Origin of the sequence: Virgibacillus profundi, from assembly GCF_002287375.1 — a bacterium.
Lineage (GTDB): Bacteria > Bacillota > Bacilli > Bacillales > Amphibacillaceae > Virgibacillus_K > Virgibacillus_K profundi.
On record NZ_NPOA01000027.1, the window covers coordinates 1 to 15,972 of the forward strand.

Annotated in this window: 14 protein-coding genes; 9 read left to right on the forward strand and 5 right to left on the reverse strand. The window is 38.4% G+C overall.

Translation table 11 applies throughout. The annotated features are described in order from the left end of the window. The 4 genes from CIL05_RS21150 to CIL05_RS21165 all read left to right on the forward strand — a co-directional run. On the forward strand, positions 1–719 hold a 719-nt coding region (locus tag CIL05_RS21150; protein ID WP_338066960.1), incomplete at its 5' end, for an RpnC/YadD family protein. A gap of 200 nt (positions 720–919) precedes the next feature. Further along, entirely contained in the window at positions 920–1,207 is a 288-nt protein-coding gene (locus CIL05_RS21155) for a transposase (RefSeq protein WP_206207824.1), read from the forward strand. A 307-nt stretch (positions 1,208–1,514) separates the two neighbouring features. Then, on the forward strand, positions 1,515–2,435 hold the full coding sequence (locus CIL05_RS21160; protein ID WP_095657520.1) for a LysR family transcriptional regulator: 921 nt from the start codon (positions 1,515–1,517) through the stop codon (positions 2,433–2,435). 305 nt (positions 2,436–2,740) lie between these two features. Then, positions 2,741–3,790 carry a homocysteine S-methyltransferase family protein gene (locus tag CIL05_RS21165; protein WP_095657521.1) on the forward strand — a complete coding sequence of 350 codons (1,050 nt, stop codon included), beginning with the start codon at positions 2,741–2,743 and terminating at the stop codon, positions 3,788–3,790. A 208-nt stretch (positions 3,791–3,998) separates the two neighbouring features. Here the strand turns inward: CIL05_RS21165 and CIL05_RS21170 are convergent, their stop codons facing one another. The 4 genes from CIL05_RS21170 to CIL05_RS21185 are packed head-to-tail and all read right to left on the reverse strand — an operon-like array spanning position 3,999 to position 7,960. Further along, positions 3,999–4,814, reverse strand: coding sequence for an ABC transporter ATP-binding protein (locus CIL05_RS21170; protein ID WP_095657522.1), 816 nt, complete (start codon positions 4,812–4,814; stop codon positions 3,999–4,001). Continuing rightward, a complete protein-coding gene (locus CIL05_RS21175) occupies positions 4,814–5,845 on the reverse strand; it encodes a FecCD family ABC transporter permease (protein ID WP_095657523.1) in 1,032 nt (343 codons plus the stop codon). Before CIL05_RS21175 ends, CIL05_RS21170 begins: the two co-directional genes overlap by 1 nt. Further along, entirely contained in the window at positions 5,842–6,888 is a 1,047-nt protein-coding gene (locus tag CIL05_RS21180; protein WP_095657524.1) for a FecCD family ABC transporter permease, read from the reverse strand. Before CIL05_RS21180 ends, CIL05_RS21175 begins: the two co-directional genes overlap by 4 nt. Further along, on the reverse strand, positions 6,881–7,960 hold the full coding sequence (locus CIL05_RS21185; RefSeq protein ID WP_095657525.1) for an iron-siderophore ABC transporter substrate-binding protein: 1,080 nt from the start codon (positions 7,958–7,960) through the stop codon (positions 6,881–6,883). The genes CIL05_RS21180 and CIL05_RS21185 overlap by 8 nt, the downstream gene beginning before the upstream one ends. A gap of 503 nt (positions 7,961–8,463) precedes the next feature. On the opposite strand from CIL05_RS21185, the gene CIL05_RS21190 reads away from it, so the two are divergent. Then, positions 8,464–9,516 carry an NAD(P)/FAD-dependent oxidoreductase gene (locus CIL05_RS21190; protein WP_095657526.1) on the forward strand — a complete coding sequence of 351 codons (1,053 nt, stop codon included), beginning with the start codon at positions 8,464–8,466 and terminating at the stop codon, positions 9,514–9,516. 79 nt (positions 9,517–9,595) lie between these two features. Here CIL05_RS21190 and CIL05_RS23045 read toward each other — a convergent pair whose 3' ends face one another. After that, positions 9,596–9,769, reverse strand: a complete 174-nt coding sequence (locus tag CIL05_RS23045; protein WP_439144856.1) for a DUF6958 family protein — start codon at positions 9,767–9,769, stop codon at positions 9,596–9,598. Positions 9,770–9,945: 176 nt separating this feature from the next. Here CIL05_RS23045 and CIL05_RS21195 point away from each other — a divergent pair, with 176 nt between their 5' ends. The 4 genes from CIL05_RS21195 to CIL05_RS21220 all read left to right on the forward strand — a co-directional run. After that, the gene (locus tag CIL05_RS21195) at positions 9,946–12,000 is read left to right on the forward strand and encodes a catalase (RefSeq protein WP_095657527.1); all 2,055 of its coding nucleotides are present in this window, start codon (positions 9,946–9,948) and stop codon (positions 11,998–12,000) included. A 598-nt stretch (positions 12,001–12,598) separates the two neighbouring features. After that, entirely contained in the window at positions 12,599–13,288 is a 690-nt protein-coding gene (locus CIL05_RS21200; protein ID WP_095657528.1) for an RpnC/YadD family protein, read from the forward strand. 568 nt (positions 13,289–13,856) lie between these two features. After that, a complete protein-coding gene (locus CIL05_RS21210; RefSeq protein WP_095657529.1) occupies positions 13,857–14,549 on the forward strand; it encodes a copper homeostasis protein CutC in 693 nt (230 codons plus the stop codon). 879 nt (positions 14,550–15,428) lie between these two features. Further along, positions 15,429–15,972: protease inhibitor I9 family protein (locus CIL05_RS21220; protein ID WP_439144855.1), on the forward strand; the 544-nt coding region annotated here is incomplete at its 3' end.

Here is a 15,972-nt window from a genome sequence, read left to right on the forward strand (position 1 = left end):
AGCCACTGTCTGAAGAAGTATATACGAATGTGCTGAAAGGCAAGAATCGCAGACTTGATATTGTAATAGAGACCACGCTTAAAGGAACAGATGTGATAGTCATCGTTCATGTTGAACCACAAAGTTATAAACAAGATGATTTTCATGAGCGGATGTATCATTATTTTAGTATGTTGTATAATAAATATCAAAAACCGATTGTCCCTATAGCTGTTTTTACTTACGATGAAAAATGGGAAAAGAATCAGTATACGATGAAATTTCCTTTTTTCCATGTTCTCACATTCAACTATATGACACTTCATTTAAAGAAAAAGAATTGGCGTGATTATATTCGTTCGGACAATCCCGCTGCCGCAGCACTGATGAGTAAAATGGGATACAAGAAAGAAGAACGGGTACAGGTGAAGAAGGAATTCCTACTTATGATTACCAGAATGCAACTGGATCCTGCGAAACAGCGTCTGATATATGGCTATTTCGAAACCTATTTAAAGCTAACAAAAGAAGAGGAGGAACAGTTAATGGCTGAAGTTGAAAAATTACCAGAGGCAGAGAAGATTAAGGAAATCCCGATTTCATATGAAGAGAAAGGTAAAGAGATTGGGAGAAAAGAAGTGGCAATAGAAATGTTGAAAAAAGGTTTGAACATGGATCTTATAGTGGAAGTCACGCATATGGATATTGAGGAAATCAAGGAATTGAAAGAACAATTATAGTTGTTTATCTGGGGTACTCTGTCCCTCATCGAATTGTATAGAGTTATTAGTAAAAAGGGATAAAGGAATTTTTTCTTTAATCCCTTTTCCTAAATATGATACATATTTTCACCTGAGTAGATCCAACAGCTGCCGCACTGATGAGTAAAATGGGATATAAGAAGGAAGAACGGGTGCAGGTGAAGAAGGAGTTCCTGCTTATGATTACACGAATGCAACTGGATCCTGATGGCTACTTCGAAACCTATTTAAAGCTAACAAAAGAAGAGGAGGAACAGTTAATGGCTGAAGTTGAAAAATTACCGGAAGCAGAGAAGATTATGGAAATTCCGATTTCGTATGAAGAGAAGGGTAAAGAGATTGGAGAAGCAATTGGCGTTAAGAAAGTAGCAATAGAAATGTTGAAAAAAGGTTTGAACATGGATCTTATAGTGGAAGTCACGCATATGGATATTGAGGAAATTAAGGAATTGAAAGAACAATTATAGTGAATAACCTAACACTGAATTCCCTGATAAAGTAATGAGATAAAGCAAACAGCCATTGGAAGCGAAACATACCAATGGCTGTTTTAATGTTGTACTTTTTTAATCATTGGGGGACACGGGGAGAGGGAGCTTGTCCCGTTAATACATAGATGCTATTTTGTCTCAAGTTATATAGGACGGAAGAGCTTGATGGAAAGCCAAGCTCTTTTTAATATGATAAAAATTGATGAAATTTACAAAAGCATCATTATGGGAGGAAAAGTGTATAATTCAGAATAATAGATAATAGAAAGAAGAGGGATATGGGATGACATTACAACAATTAAAATACGTGATTCAAGTGGCAAGAAGTCGTTCGATTAGTAAAGCGGCACAAAGTTTGTTTATTAGTCAGCCAAGCCTTTCAAACGCATTAAAAGAATTAGAGAAGGAAATCGGTATAACGATTTTTTCACGTACCAATAAGGGAATTATGATTACGCTTGAAGGTTCGGAGTTTTTAGGTTATGCAAGGCAGGTGGTGGAACAGGCAGAGCTTCTTGAAAATCGCTATTCCAACACGCAATTACCACAGCAACATTTCTCCGTATCAGCCCAGCATTATGCTTTTGTGGTGAGTGCCTTTGTACGGCTGCATAAAGCGTATGATCGGGAGGAATATGAGTTCACTTTACGGGAAACAAAAACATATGAAATTATTGATGATGTGAAAAACCTGCGCAGTGAAATTGGAGTTTTATATGTTAATGAGTTTAATAAAAAAGTTATTCATAAGTTTCTTAGAGAAGGAGATTTAATGTTTAATGAGCTGTTCGTTGCGAAACCTCATGTCTTTATTAGTTCAAGCAACCCGCTTGTGAAGCAGGATTATGTGACATTATCTGATTTGCTTCCATTTCCATATCTCACTTATGAACAAGGCGATTACAATTCCTTTTACTTTTCTGAGGAGATTTTAAGTACACTTTCCAGACCAAAAAACATTCGCGTTAGTGATCGAGCCACTTTATTCAACTTACTTATTGGATTAAATGGCTATACGATTTCAACGGGTGTCATTAGTAGTGAATTAAACGGTGACGACATTGTTGCGGTTCCTTTGAAGGTGGATGAACGGATTACGGTTGGATATATTACGCATAAAGATGTAAGAAATAGTACGTTGGCTGATATTTATATTGAATATTTAAAAGAGACCATTGCGGAAGAGCAAGCTAATCTACCATAGTCTAAAGCTATGGCAAGAGATCGATTTTAGGTGTTACCCTATATTGACCACCCCATGCTACACTTACTTTACATCAAATTTAAGTAATGAGAAGTTTAGTTGGGAGTTGAAGTAAAAGCGGTGAAAAGAACAGTTACACCATTTCGTTTTGATAAAGTAGGAAGTTTTTTTGCATCCTGAAAAAATTTAAAAAGCATGTGCTTCATTTGCAGAAGGAAGCCTTTCGGAATGGTGAACTGAAAAGTATTGAAGATAAATGCATTGTTGATTGTATTGCGCAAAAATCTTAAAAGGGAGGAAATCGTATGAAACGTAGTTTAGAAGAAAGACTGAAAGACGGACCAGTTATTGCTGGAGAAGGTTATTTATTTGAATTAGAACGTCGGGGGTATTTGCAAGCTGGATCCTTTGTACCAGAGGTAGCATTGGATAATCCTGAAGCACTCAAACAAACGTACCGTGATTACATGAATGCAGGATCGGATGTGGTGTTGGCTTTTACATACAATGCCCACAGAGAAAAAATGCGCATCATTGGTAAGGAAGATTTGTTAGAACCTTTGAACAGAAATGCAATACGATTAGCAAAGGAGGTCGCAAAGGAACATCCCTATGAAGAGGCATTGGTAGCAGGAAATATATCGAATACAAATATTTTTGATCCAGAAGACCCTGAATCAAAGGAAAGGGTCAGAAACATGTTTTCTGAAATGGCAGGATGGTGTAAGCAAGAAGGCGTCGATTATATTAATGGAGAAACGTTTTATTACCATGAAGAAGCAGTAGTGGCATTGGAAGAAATCAGGAAGCAAGGGTTACCAGCTGTAATCACTTTAGGATTAATGGGTGAAAATGTTTTAAGAGATGGGTACACGGTAGAAGAATCGTGTAAAATACTTTCTGAAAAAGGCGCGTTGGTTGTAGGAATGAATTGTTTCCGAGGTCCTGATACAATGCAGCCATATCTTGCTAAGATAAGAAAAAATGTGGATGGCTATGTAGGTGGTTTACCAATTCCTTATCGCACAACAAAAGAAAATCCTACATTTTTCAATCTACCTGATGGTGGATGCAGCTGTCATTTGCCTTTAGAAACTACTTTTCCGACTGCTTTAGACCCACTATATCATAATCGTTACGAGTTAGCTAAATGGGCAAAGGAAGCCAAAGACATTGGAATAAATTATATTGGACTTTGTTGTGGAGCCTCACCTGCAATGTTACGTGCAGTTGCTGAAGCAGCCGGGGTTGAAACGATAAATTCTAAGTACTCCCCTGACATGGAGAAACACTTTTTGTTTGGAAAAGACAAAACATTGAAAGACCACAATTTGAAATATCGTTTAAAAGCCTAATTAACAAGGACAGTAGAGATAGGTGAATCTAAAGAATGAGCCTATTGTTAGATCCTATCCAGTTAATGTACGAAGTGCCCAAAAGCTTCAGTTTATAGTTTATATCAAAAAATGACTCTAAATTAGCAGTTCAAAATTTGGAGTCATTTTTTTGCAGTAAAGAAAGTATATGCCTATTTCTTACTGCATGCCAACCTATTTGTAAATTTTAAGGAGTACATTCATTATTAACATGATATCGTCCAATTGGTACCACAGAAGGAGAGCCTGATATCGGATCCTTTACCACTATGCACTCTAGCCCGAATATGTTCTTAATCAATGTGTTTGTAATAACCTTTGAAGGCTCACCTTCAGCCATAAGTTTTCCATTATGAAGCGCGAGAATGTTGTCTGCGTAACGTGCAGACAAGTTTATGTCATGAAGAACCATTACAATTGTAGTTCCGTATTTTCGGTTAAGGTCTGTGAGTAAATCAAGAATTTCGACTTGATATGTAATATCTAAAAAGGTTGTCGGTTCATCGAGAAATAAAATATCAGTTTGTTGCGCCAGAGTCATTGCAATCCAAACGCGCTGCCTTTGACCGCCTGAAAGTTCGTCAATATTATGATTTGCAAGTTCAGTTATATCCATAATTCTCATAGCTTCAGCAACTGCCTCATAATCCTTTTTTGACCACCCACTAAGCAATGATTGGTGTGGAAACCTTCCCCGTCCAACCAAATCTGCGACAGAAATTCCCTCTGGAACAATTGGAGATTGCGGTAGCAGTCCCAAAACTCGAGCCAATTGTTTTGGCGGAATTTTTTTGATTGGCTTTCCATCAAGCGTGATTTTGCCAGATGTAGGCTTTAATAGTCTTGCGAGCGTTTTAAGAAGCGTAGACTTTCCAGAGGCGTTTGCTCCAATAATAACGCTTATTTTATTACTGGGAATAACAAGGCTTACTCCTTGGATAACCTTTTTATTATCATAGCCGGCTACTATTTGTTCGGCTTGAAAGGTATGTGTCGGTTTCATTATAATTCTCCCTTTCGATTCATTCGAATTAGCAAGTAAATCAGATATGGTGCTCCGATTATTCCCGTTATGATACCCACAGGATATCTGACCACAAAGGCAAATTGCCCAATTAAATCTGCTGCCAAAACTAAATTAACACCAACAAGACCCGCCGGGAATAGATTTGAGAAGCCAACCCCGACTAGTCTTTTTGCAATTGGTCCCGAAAGGAAGGAAACAAAGGCAATTGGACCCGTTGTAGATGTAGCAAGAGAAATCATGCAGACGGAACTCAAAATAAGCATCATTCTTGTCTTGTCTGTACTCACTCCGAGCGAAGTAGCAGACTGCTCTCCGAGTTCCAAAATACTTAGATGTTTTCCTAGTACCACAACGATAGGTGCAAAGATAAAGACTGATATTATAAGTGGCGGTAGCTCATGCATTTGTGAACCATTTAGGCTACCGCTGAGCCATCTAAGCGCTGCTGGAATATTTTGTTCAGCGCTAACCAGTAGAAGATAAGATATTACGGCATTAAGCATTGCCTGTACGGCTATACCAATAAGGATTAATCGCCCGATTGAAAATGACTTTCCCCTGGATAATATATAAATTAATATTACTGTAGCAAGTCCAGCAATCACCGATGCAAAGGAAATGACAGTACCGCTTGATTGAAGTATGACGATGCAAAAAACAGCCGCCGCACTCGAACCGGTGGTAATACCAAGTACATTCGGGTTCGCAAGGGGGTTACGCAACATAGTCTGGAAGATGTCTCCAGCAAGGCCAAAAGCAAATCCAGCAAAAATACCTGCCAACATTCTCGGCAGTCGTATCGTATTAACCGCGAAAGAGACACCTTGAATTTGCTCTCCCGAAAGCGCCCGAATTATATCTTTAACCGGATAAATGGTGTTCCCAAGTAAAAGCATAGCAAAGCAAAGAATGCATGAAAGTACCGCCAGGAAGCTAGTAACTAGTATCCAACGGCGGTTTCTTTGTCGTCTTCCCGCCATAATAAATGTAACAGATTCATTTTTCATAATGCACTCACTTTCAATCTCATTGCTAATATTATTAGCAATGGTGCCCCTATAAATGCCGTAACAACACCAACCTCAAGCTCTCCAGGGCTACCGAGAAGCCTGCCACTTATATCTGATAGACTCAAAATGATTGCACCGGAAATAGCTGACATCGGTATAACAAAACGGAGGTCGGGGCCAAGAATAAGGCGCATAACGTGGGTCGATAAAAGCCCGACAAAGCCAATGGGTCCTGCCAATGCTGTAGCTGCACCGCATAAAAGAACAGCACCAAAAGCAGCAACAAGCCTCAGTATTCCTGTTCGAACCCCCAGTCCGGTCGCAACATCATCTCCCAATACCAACGCATTTAGTGCTGGGGCAGTAATAATAGCTATCAGTATTCCGATAATTAGAAAAGGGGAGAAGGTAGCAATACCGTCCCAGGTTGCAGAACCGACGCTTCCTACTTGCCAAAACCTGAATTGGTCCATGACATGGGAGCGTGGAATCATAATTGCAATGACCAGCGAAGAAAGGGCGGCACTTATTGCAGCACCTGCTAAAACAAGCTTAATGGGCGTTGCACCACTACGCCCCATAGAGCCAATTCCGAATACGAAAGCTGCAGTAATTGCAGCACCGGCTAAAGCTAGCCATATATATTGATTTGCACTACTTATATTCAAAAATGCAATGCCACAAACAACAAACAATGACGCCCCCGTGTTAACACCCAGTATACTCGGGTCTGCAATCGGGTTACGAGTGACCGCTTGCATAAGCGCTCCCGAAACTCCGAGTGCCGCACCGCAAAACAAACTGAAAACTGTTCGAGAAATCCGTTTGCGAACTATGTTTGCTTCGTAAGAATCTATGCCTTGGTGAAATAAACCGTCCAATACTGCATTTAATCCTACCATTCGAGAACCTAACACCAAGGAAGCAAATACGCACACGATGAGTAAGACAAAACTAATCACCAAAACTATCACGAAATGCTTTGGAATATATGGGCTTAACTGTTTTATTTTTACTTTTGAAACCACCGAACTATTCATTCACCTTGTCAATAGCTCCCCCTATTAATTCCAGATACTCATCGATAGTATAAGATATCGAAAGTGGATTTGGAGTTCCAGCAGCTACTAAAGGCGTATCACTCTCAATAAATGCAACAGAACCTCTCTCGATTGCGGGAATTTTACCGAGTAGTGGATCAGCTTGAAGGGTTTGTAACAATTCATCGTTACCATATCCGATTATTATATCAGCATCGAAAAGAGCCTCAGCATTCTCGGCGCTTAAATTCAAGGAATAACTGTCAGGATCCGTAATTAGTTCCGTAACACTTTCAGGATAAACCATCCCTAACTCGTACAAGAAAGAAACGCGAGAGTCCACAGGTGTATAAATATGCAATTTAGACATGTCTTCAGCCGAGAAGTTGACCCAAACCACTTTTTTTCCTTCAATTTGAGGGTATTCATTTAGCTTCTCGTTAACCATTTCCTCGGTGTCTTTAATGAGTTGTTCTCCCTCTGCTTTCATGCCCATACCGGTTGCATTCAATCTAACTGTTTCACGCCATGTAGTTGCCCAAGGAGCGGTCGGATATGCCACAACTGGAGCAATTTGACTAAGAAGATCGTAGTCTTCCTGGGTTATACCGGAGTATGCTGCAAGGATGACGTCTGGATTCGCATCTGAAATAGCCTCAAAATCAAGTCCATCCGTATCCTGGAAAACATTCGGATCCGTTACACCGAGTTCTTCGAGTTTCTCAGCAGTCCAAGGCAAAAGTCCACTGTCATCCTGAACGCCGAAGTTCGCTGCCGAGAATCCTACAGGTACAACTCCAAGAGCAAGAGCAACATCATGATTACCCCATTGAACTGTAACAACCCGTTCAGGCTTGCTTGGTATTGTAGATTCACCAAAAGCATGCTCGATCACAATCGGATATTCAGAGTTTGCATCTTCAGAAGCAGTCGTATCCGTTTGTGATGTTACGTTTTCCTCTTCAGTAGTTGTTGAACTTGATTGCTGCTGATTCGAACAACCAACTAGTACTATCATAAGCAGCACTGAAATTAATAATGTTCTTAATGGTAAATTTCGTTTTGTCTTCATTCATATATCCTTCCTTATCATAAAATGTGTTTTTTTAGCAGACTAACTTTACTATGTAAGCGCAAATAAAATTTGTAGTTTTGGATATAAGATATTTTTTCTTTCCTCTCTCGTGCTATTTAGCAGCAGATAGATAATTTTGCTTTTGTCTACCCTCCTTTAATAATTGATAATGATTATCATTATCATAACCTTATAATTACTTTGATAAGTTGTCAAGAAAAATTTAACATTTCATCAAGTTTATTCCTTGACAAAGTTTGTTTAAATATCCAATGAAAAAGGAGTAGGATTTTGGCTGAAGTAAGGCGCAATTCCATTTAGTGGCAAGCTACAAGATGGATATTTTGTAGATGTTGAACATTATTATTCATATGGTATAATAACCATTGATATTGATAATCGTTATCATTTACTGCATGTAGTTAACAATTATGATTTACTGAAGCATCACTGGCAGTACAAGCGCCAGACAATTATAATTCAGATAAGGAGACGGTAATATGAATACAGATCAAATTTTTGATGTGACAATTGTCGGTGGTGGGCCTGCGGGATTGTTTGCTTCCTTCTATAGCGGTTTACGTGAGTTGAAAACAAAAATTATTGATTTTCAACCTTCTCTCGGCGGAAAAGTTCATGTGTATCCGGAGAAAATGATTTGGGATGTGGGAGGACTGACACCAGTCACAGGCACTCAATTAATCGAGCAATTGGTAACGCAGGGTTTAACATTCGATCCTAAGGTTGTACTTGGGCAAAAAGTGACATCCCTGTCTAAAGATGAAAACGACCATTTCATCTTACATAACTCTCTTGGTCAGAAGCATTATTCAAAAACGGTTATTCTTGCTGTTGGTGGCGGTATTCTGAAGCCAAACAAATTAAATATTGAAAGCGCTAATCAATTTGAAGCGACCAATCTGCATTACACGGTTAAATCATTCGCTCATTTCAAAGGGAAAACAGTTGTGATTTCAGGCGGTGGCAATACGGCGATCGATTTGGCAAACGAGCTGGAACCTATTGCCAAGAAGGTCTACTTGACTTATAGAAATGATATGCTGAATGGACATGAAGCAGAAGTAAGTCGGCTACTTAACAGTACTGTTGAATGCTTTTTCAATACCGAGATAGAAAACCTGATCCCGACGCCTGATCATAAAAAAATAGATACAGTAGTTCTGAAGCGCGGTGAAGATGGGGAGAAAATAGAACTGGTCATAGATGAAGTCATTATCAATCATGGATATGAACGGGATAAAGATTTACTGGAAAATAGCGAATTGAAAATTGAGATGGAAAATGAATATTGCATAGCGGGGAACTCGATGAGTGGGACATCAATAGATGGCTTGTATGCAGCTGGTGATATCTTACATCATTCCGGAAAACTCCTCTTAATTGCTGGGGCATTCCAGGATGCTGCAAATGCGGTGAACAAGGCGAAACAGCATATAACTCCTGATGCAGATTCGTGGGGGATGGTGTCTTCCCATAACGAATTATTTGCACAGAAAAACCGTAAGATCATGAAACATTTATATACGACATGAGAAGGGGATGGTTTAAAATCTCCTGAAAACCGCCTGTACATAAACGGGCGGTTATTTTTAAAAACCTTCATTTAAATCTCTAATCATTTCCTTCTAGTAATTGAAGTTTTTGGGGGCTTGATCCTTCCATACGTTTAATTATGTCCCTCGCCTCTAAATCCAACTTTACCGCAGTAAAATACCAGGATAGAGAACCGTCAAAGTTATTGGGAAATTTATACACAACCTCACTCATAAGCTCATTAAATGTAATCGTACCCTTTTATGTATAATATTTATTAATGTTTCTTTTGAAATTTTATATTTATGCTTATTAATTACTGCACCTTTTTTTAAAGGATAAGGATTTAATAATTAAATCAACTCCCCACACATAACCAACTCTCTTCCGGGAAACCTAACACAAACTGTCAAAAGGGAGGAACTGTTATGAGTGATGATAAGCCAAAAATCAATGGAAGTAGTAAACAAGAGCAGCTTGAGCAATTTAAGGTAGACGATACAAATAAGAAAATGACAACCAATCAAGGGCTGCCCGTTTCAAATGATGAACTATCTTTAACGGCGGGGAAACGTGGTCCGACGCTGATGGAAGATTTTCATTTTCGGGAAAAGGTAACGCATTTTGATCATGAGAGAATTCCGGAGCGAGTGGTGCATGCCCGTGGATTTGGGGTGCATGGAGAATTTGAATTATACGAATCAATGAAAGCATATACTAAGGCAAAATTCTTGCAGGATCCAAAAGTGAAGACACCTGTATTTGTCCGTTTTTCAACGGTTGTTGGATCTCGTGGTTCAGCGGATACAGTCCGTGATGTGCGCGGTTTTGCAACGAAGTTTTATACGGAAGAAGGAAACTATGATTTAGTGGCAAATAATATGCCAGTCTTCTTTATTCAAGATGGGATCAAGTTTCCTGATATTGTCCATGCGATTAAGCCTGAGCCACATAACGAGATACCTCAGGCTTCAGGTGCACATGATACATTTTGGGACTTTGTTGCGAACAATCAGGAGTCTGCACATCAGGTTATGTGGTTAATGTCAGATCGGGCTATTCCGAGAAGTTTTCGGATGATGCAGGGGTTTGGTATTCATACATTTCGATTTGTGAATGATCAAGGGAAAGCACATTTTGTGAAATTTCATTGGATCCCTAAGCTTGGTGTTCATTCACTTGTATGGGATGAGGCTCAAAAAATAGCTGGAAAAAAGCCGGACTATAATCGCCAGGATTTATATGATGCAATTGAAATGGGAGATTTTCCTGAATATGAATTTGGTGTACAAATTATTGAGGAGAAGGATGAATTTGCCTTTGATTTCGATATCCTTGACCCAACCAAAATTTGGCCGGAGGAAGATGTTCCTGTCAAGATCATTGGAAAGCTGACACTAAACCGCAATGTCGATAATTTTTTTGCAGAAACGGAGCAGGTTGCCTTTCATCCGGGCCATGTAGTTCCCGGCATTGATTTTACCAATGATCCATTGCTTCAGGGACGTTTATTTTCCTATATAGATACACAATTGCTTCGCCTGGGCGGGCCGAATTTTCATGAAATACCAGTTAATAAGCCGGTATGCCCGTTTCATAATAATCAACGGGATGGTTTTCATCGTCAAACGATTAATAAAGGACAGGTATCCTATCATAACAATTCTCTCGCGGCGAATACACCAGCTACTACGCCTGAAAAAGAAGGGGGATATGCTCATTACCAGGAGAAGGTGGAAGGAAGCAAAATTCTGGAAAGAAGTGAAAGCTTTAATGATCATTTTTCACAGGTGAAATTATTTTGGAATAGCATGAGTCCCCATGAGCAACAGCATATTATTGATGCTTTCAGTTTTGAGGTGGGAAGTGTGAAAAGCATGAATGTCAGGCAGCAGGTTGTTGAAATGTATGCACATGTTGATCTGGAATTAGCTACACAGGTTGCAAATAATATTGGTGTAATTCCTCCAACCGGTGAAGGATCGAGCGTAACAAAAGCTTCCCCGGCACTCAGCCAGGCAAATACGATGAAAACTCCTGCAACCCGAAAAGTAGGTGTGATTTTGAACAATGGTTTTAATGATGCGGAAGTAAAGGAAATTTTGCATGGATTAAACGCTGAGGGAATTGTGTATGAAATCATAAGTGAAAAGCAAGGTGTCGTTACAGGCATCAATGATGTCGATTTGATGGTGGATCATACATTTACAACAACGGATCCAGTTTTATATGATGCGATTTACGTTGTAGGCGGCGGAGATAGCTTGGATAATAACGTTTTTCATAAACAAACTACTTATTATGTTAAAGAAGCATTTAAACATTATAAACCAATTGGTGCCACTCATGATGGGGTTGGGTGGTTAGAAGAAAGTAATATGACCGGAACTCCAGGTGTCGTAGATGGAAATAATAATGATTTTGTGAATAAATTTGTTGGGGCGATTGCAGCACATCGCCATTGGGATCGGAAGGTTAATTAAAGAAGATACGCCATAAATAAGAGTGAAACCGCCTGTATACATACGGGCGGTTGTTATTTTTTAGCTAACATTACCTTCTATATAATTGATGTTTTTGGGATTTGATTCTTCCATACGTTTAATTAAATTTTCAGGGAGATGGTGCCTGCCCCCCAGCGAAGTAATGTATTAACGCTTCAGAGAAGTGGGGGACTGACACTTTTCCCTGGCTCTTTTTCCTTTTGGGAGATTTCTCAGGGGAGTATAATAAAGCTTTGGGTTGATAGGGCGCAGGGACCGGGATCTTGGAGCTTGTACTACATACACCACATAATAACTTTAATCTACTCAACCAAAACCGCAGAAAAATTGAGATCACCGAAAACCAGATATTTATATGCTTTGGTTTCTGGTGTTTTACTCAAATTAGAGACAATCCCCCTGTTCCTATACAACGTATCCAAATATTTAAAATCTTTGCTCTTCATATAAAATCATGCTATATTAAAAAAAGATATTCCACCTTAGTTTTCTCCTCAAAAACTCCAAGGACGTGATACCATGGCAGCAATAACGCTATTGATTAAGGAAGATTCCTCAAAATCTACCTACACTGGACATGACCAATTACATTGAGACAACACTGAAAAATACAGAAGTTGTAGTTATTGTTCATGTTGAACCACAAAGTTACAAACAAGATGTTTTTCATGAACGGATGTATCATTATTTTAGTATGTTGTACAATAAGTATCAGAAACCGATTGTCCCTATAGCTGTTTTTACTTATGATGAAAAATGGGAAAAGGATCAGTATACGGTGGAATTTCCTTTTTTCCATGTCCTTACGTTTAACTACATGACACTTCATTTAAAGAAAAAGAACTGGCGCAATTATATTCGTTCGGACAATCCTGCAGCTGCCGCACTGATGAGTAAAATGGGGTATAAGGAAGAAGAACGGGTACAGGTGAAGAAGGAATTCCTGCTTATGATTACCAGAATGCAACTGGATCCCGCGAAACAGCGTCTGATATATGGCTATTTTGAAACCTATTTAAAGCTAACAAAAGAAGAGGAGGAACAGTTAATGGCTGAAGTTGAAAAATTACCAGTGGCAGAGAAGATTATGGAAATCCCGATTTCATATGAAGAGAAAGGTAAAGAGATTGGGAAAAAAGAAGGAGAAGCAATTGGCGTTAAGAAAGTGGCAATAGAAATGTTGAAAAAAGGTTTGAACATGGATCTTATAGTGGAAGTCACGCATATGGATGTTGAGGAAATCAGGGAATTAAAAGAACAATTGTAATTGTTTATCTGGGGGTGCACTGTCTCTCATTGAATTGTATAGTCAAAATTTCTGAATAGTTCTTTGTTGCATTCCATGTGTTTTTTGAATTATTCGGAGAAAATGGCAAACGTGCCGCAACAAGTGAACAAATGCTTATGGGAATAGATAAGTCAAAAGGGATGGCCGCTCCATTCCCGGAAACGATTTATAACTATATTGAGTAACTAGCCGAGAAACATATACTGGATGATAACCCGAAAGAAGTTGGGCGAGTTATCGGAATTAGATGGAAAAAGTAGTGTGTGTAAATGTGAAGAGACATCAATGATATTCAAATTACTAATCTAGAAGACTTCTTTAATCTAATAGTTGATGTTTCTATATTGCCCTATACTCAGAAAATAGGCATTAATGTATTTTGTGTCCAAACAACGTCCATTGTTACATGGACGTTTTATTTATGTCCTGTTTGCTACAGCTCGAATTTGATGATATAAAAATTTAGGCTTAACATAAAAATAAAAGATGATACGATGTTTTTAGAGCATGGAAGTTTAGTGCACGGCTAAAATTAGGGGGAGCTATTATGATTATCGAAGTAATCGTCCAAAACAAAGAAGAAGCAATGGAAGCTGAAAGACTAGGTGCCGATAGACTTGAACTGGTATCGGCTATAGAAGAAGGTGGGTTAACTCCAAGTTTCGGGACAATTAAACAGGTGCTTGGCAGTGTTTCTATACCAGTACAAATAATGATACGACCACATAGTTATCACTTTGAATATACAGAAAGTGATTTAGATACAATTTATGACGATATCAAAAAGGTACTTGATCTTGGAGGTACTGGTATTGTTTTCGGTGCACTTAATAAGGATAAGATGATTAACCAGGAAGTACTGCGAGACATCATAAATATTTCAGCAAAATTAGATATCACGTTTCACCGTGCATTTGATGAAGTACCTTCTCAAGAAAAGGCATATCATACATTACTGGAATTCAAACAAAATGTGCGGCGTATTTTAACATCAGGGGGAGAAGCCGATTGTGAGGCTGGTAAATATAATCTTAAGAAGTTGGTAAAGCTGTCTAAGAAATATGAAGGTCCACAGATACTGCCTGGTGCTGGTTTATCCGGGAATAATATCAAAATGATTCATCAAACTGTCGGGGCGGATCAATATCATTTTGGGAAAGCAGTAAGGAAGGAAAATAGTTTTGCGAACGGATTTGATGAACAGGAGTTTGGGGAAATAAGGAAATTTAAGTTAATGTAATCTTTATATAACTAACCTATCGTATTGCAGTAATGAGATAGAGGGACTCCGTATAGGTGTTTGTAAAACAACGCAATAAGGAGAACTTCATTATAGAATAAGTAGTTCCGTCTCGGTCGAGATTCATACTAAATAGCACTCGCTTTCACCTGTAGAAACGGCAAGGTTAAAGGATATTGATGAAGAGGTTGAATTGCTTGTAACGATGATTGCTGAAATGTCGGGAAATGAAAGTTTAAATTCGCTGGAGGATTAATTCAAGTAGTTTTTCCAATATGACGAAATAAGTCGACAACCCTATGAAAATAGATTGTCGACTTATTTTTTGTATGCATAAATTTTCAGGAAAATGACAATGTTTCACATTTTAGGTCTTAAGAAGGTTAATTTTTATCAGAATCTGTGATTTTATAATCAGTATTTGTAATAAAAAGAGGTGTAAAAGTCCTTTCTTTCTTCTGATTGGAAAACATAATTGTTTTTATTGATGTTTTTCAGGACTATTCGTTCATTTTTTGTTTATTTGGTAAAATAGAGAAATTTTTGTTTTGTTAATAATTCACCATAAACCCTTATATTTCAACGTTCTAAATTTATTTTTTCAAAGTATATCCACGCTATCGGGTAGATAGACTATGAAGTTTAATTGGAAAAAACAAGACCGATCTATCAATTCGGAATATTCAGATGATATTCGACATAGTTCGACACAATCTCCGCTTGTATTCTATTACACTTGCATTATCAACTTAGATTTCGCATGCGACATCTTTGTGAGTTGGGTCCAGTTTTAAGAAAAGGAGGGTCGAGGTAGATTTTCAATGTTTTTCTATTTGAAGACCGTAGCATTCATTTTAAAAATTGAGGGGAGGAAGTAATTTGAAGAACAAGAAAAAGCGGCAGGTTAGAGCACTCAGTATTGCAGCTTCATTTCTAATGACTTTTTCTTTAATTGCGCCAGGGGTCGCAAGTGCAGAATCAAATAGTAATTTACACCGTTCTCTAAACGATTCCAATGAAGTAACAGAAGCTAAAGTAAGTGATCGTTTACTAAATGAATTTAAAAATGACGAAAAAGTTACATTTTTAATTAAATTTGACGAGAAAGCTGATACACAGCAGGTGGCTAAAGAGGCTAAAGCATCTTCAGCAAACGCTAATGTATCAGCTCAGAAAGCTGAACTGATACAGCGTTCAGCTGTGGTATCAGAATTAAAAGCAACATCTCTGACTTCTCAGGCCAATGTAAAGCAGTATTTGGAGCAGGAGCTTGAAAAAGGGAATGTGAAGGATTTCAATTCCTATTATATTGTAAATGGAATAGCTGTAACAGCAACAAAAGAAGTTGCAGAGAAGATAGCTACATTTGCAGAGGTAGAAAAAATATTACCGAACGAAACGCGTGAATTGTTTACAACCGTTT

Excerpts from the sequence above, each read along its gene's own strand:
- CIL05_RS21155 (WP_206207824.1), top strand. The coding sequence starts at position 920 with ATGATTACACGAATGCAACTGGATCCTGATGGCTACTTCGAAACCTAT.
- CIL05_RS21160 (WP_095657520.1), top strand. The coding sequence starts at position 1,515 with ATGACATTACAACAATTAAAATACGTGATTCAAGTGGCAAGAAGTCGT.
- CIL05_RS21165 (WP_095657521.1), top strand. The coding sequence starts at position 2,741 with ATGAAACGTAGTTTAGAAGAAAGACTGAAAGACGGACCAGTTATTGCT.
- CIL05_RS21170 (WP_095657522.1), bottom strand. The coding sequence starts at position 4,814 with ATGAAACCGACACATACCTTTCAAGCCGAACAAATAGTAGCCGGCTAT.
- CIL05_RS21175 (WP_095657523.1), bottom strand. The coding sequence starts at position 5,845 with ATGAAAAATGAATCTGTTACATTTATTATGGCGGGAAGACGACAAAGA.
- CIL05_RS21180 (WP_095657524.1), bottom strand. The coding sequence starts at position 6,888 with ATGAATAGTTCGGTGGTTTCAAAAGTAAAAATAAAACAGTTAAGCCCA.
- CIL05_RS21185 (WP_095657525.1), bottom strand. The coding sequence starts at position 7,960 with ATGAAGACAAAACGAAATTTACCATTAAGAACATTATTAATTTCAGTG.
- CIL05_RS21190 (WP_095657526.1), top strand. The coding sequence starts at position 8,464 with ATGAATACAGATCAAATTTTTGATGTGACAATTGTCGGTGGTGGGCCT.
- CIL05_RS21195 (WP_095657527.1), top strand. The coding sequence starts at position 9,946 with ATGAGTGATGATAAGCCAAAAATCAATGGAAGTAGTAAACAAGAGCAG.
- CIL05_RS21200 (WP_095657528.1), top strand. The coding sequence starts at position 12,599 with ATGACCAATTACATTGAGACAACACTGAAAAATACAGAAGTTGTAGTT.
- CIL05_RS21210 (WP_095657529.1), top strand. The coding sequence starts at position 13,857 with ATGATTATCGAAGTAATCGTCCAAAACAAAGAAGAAGCAATGGAAGCT.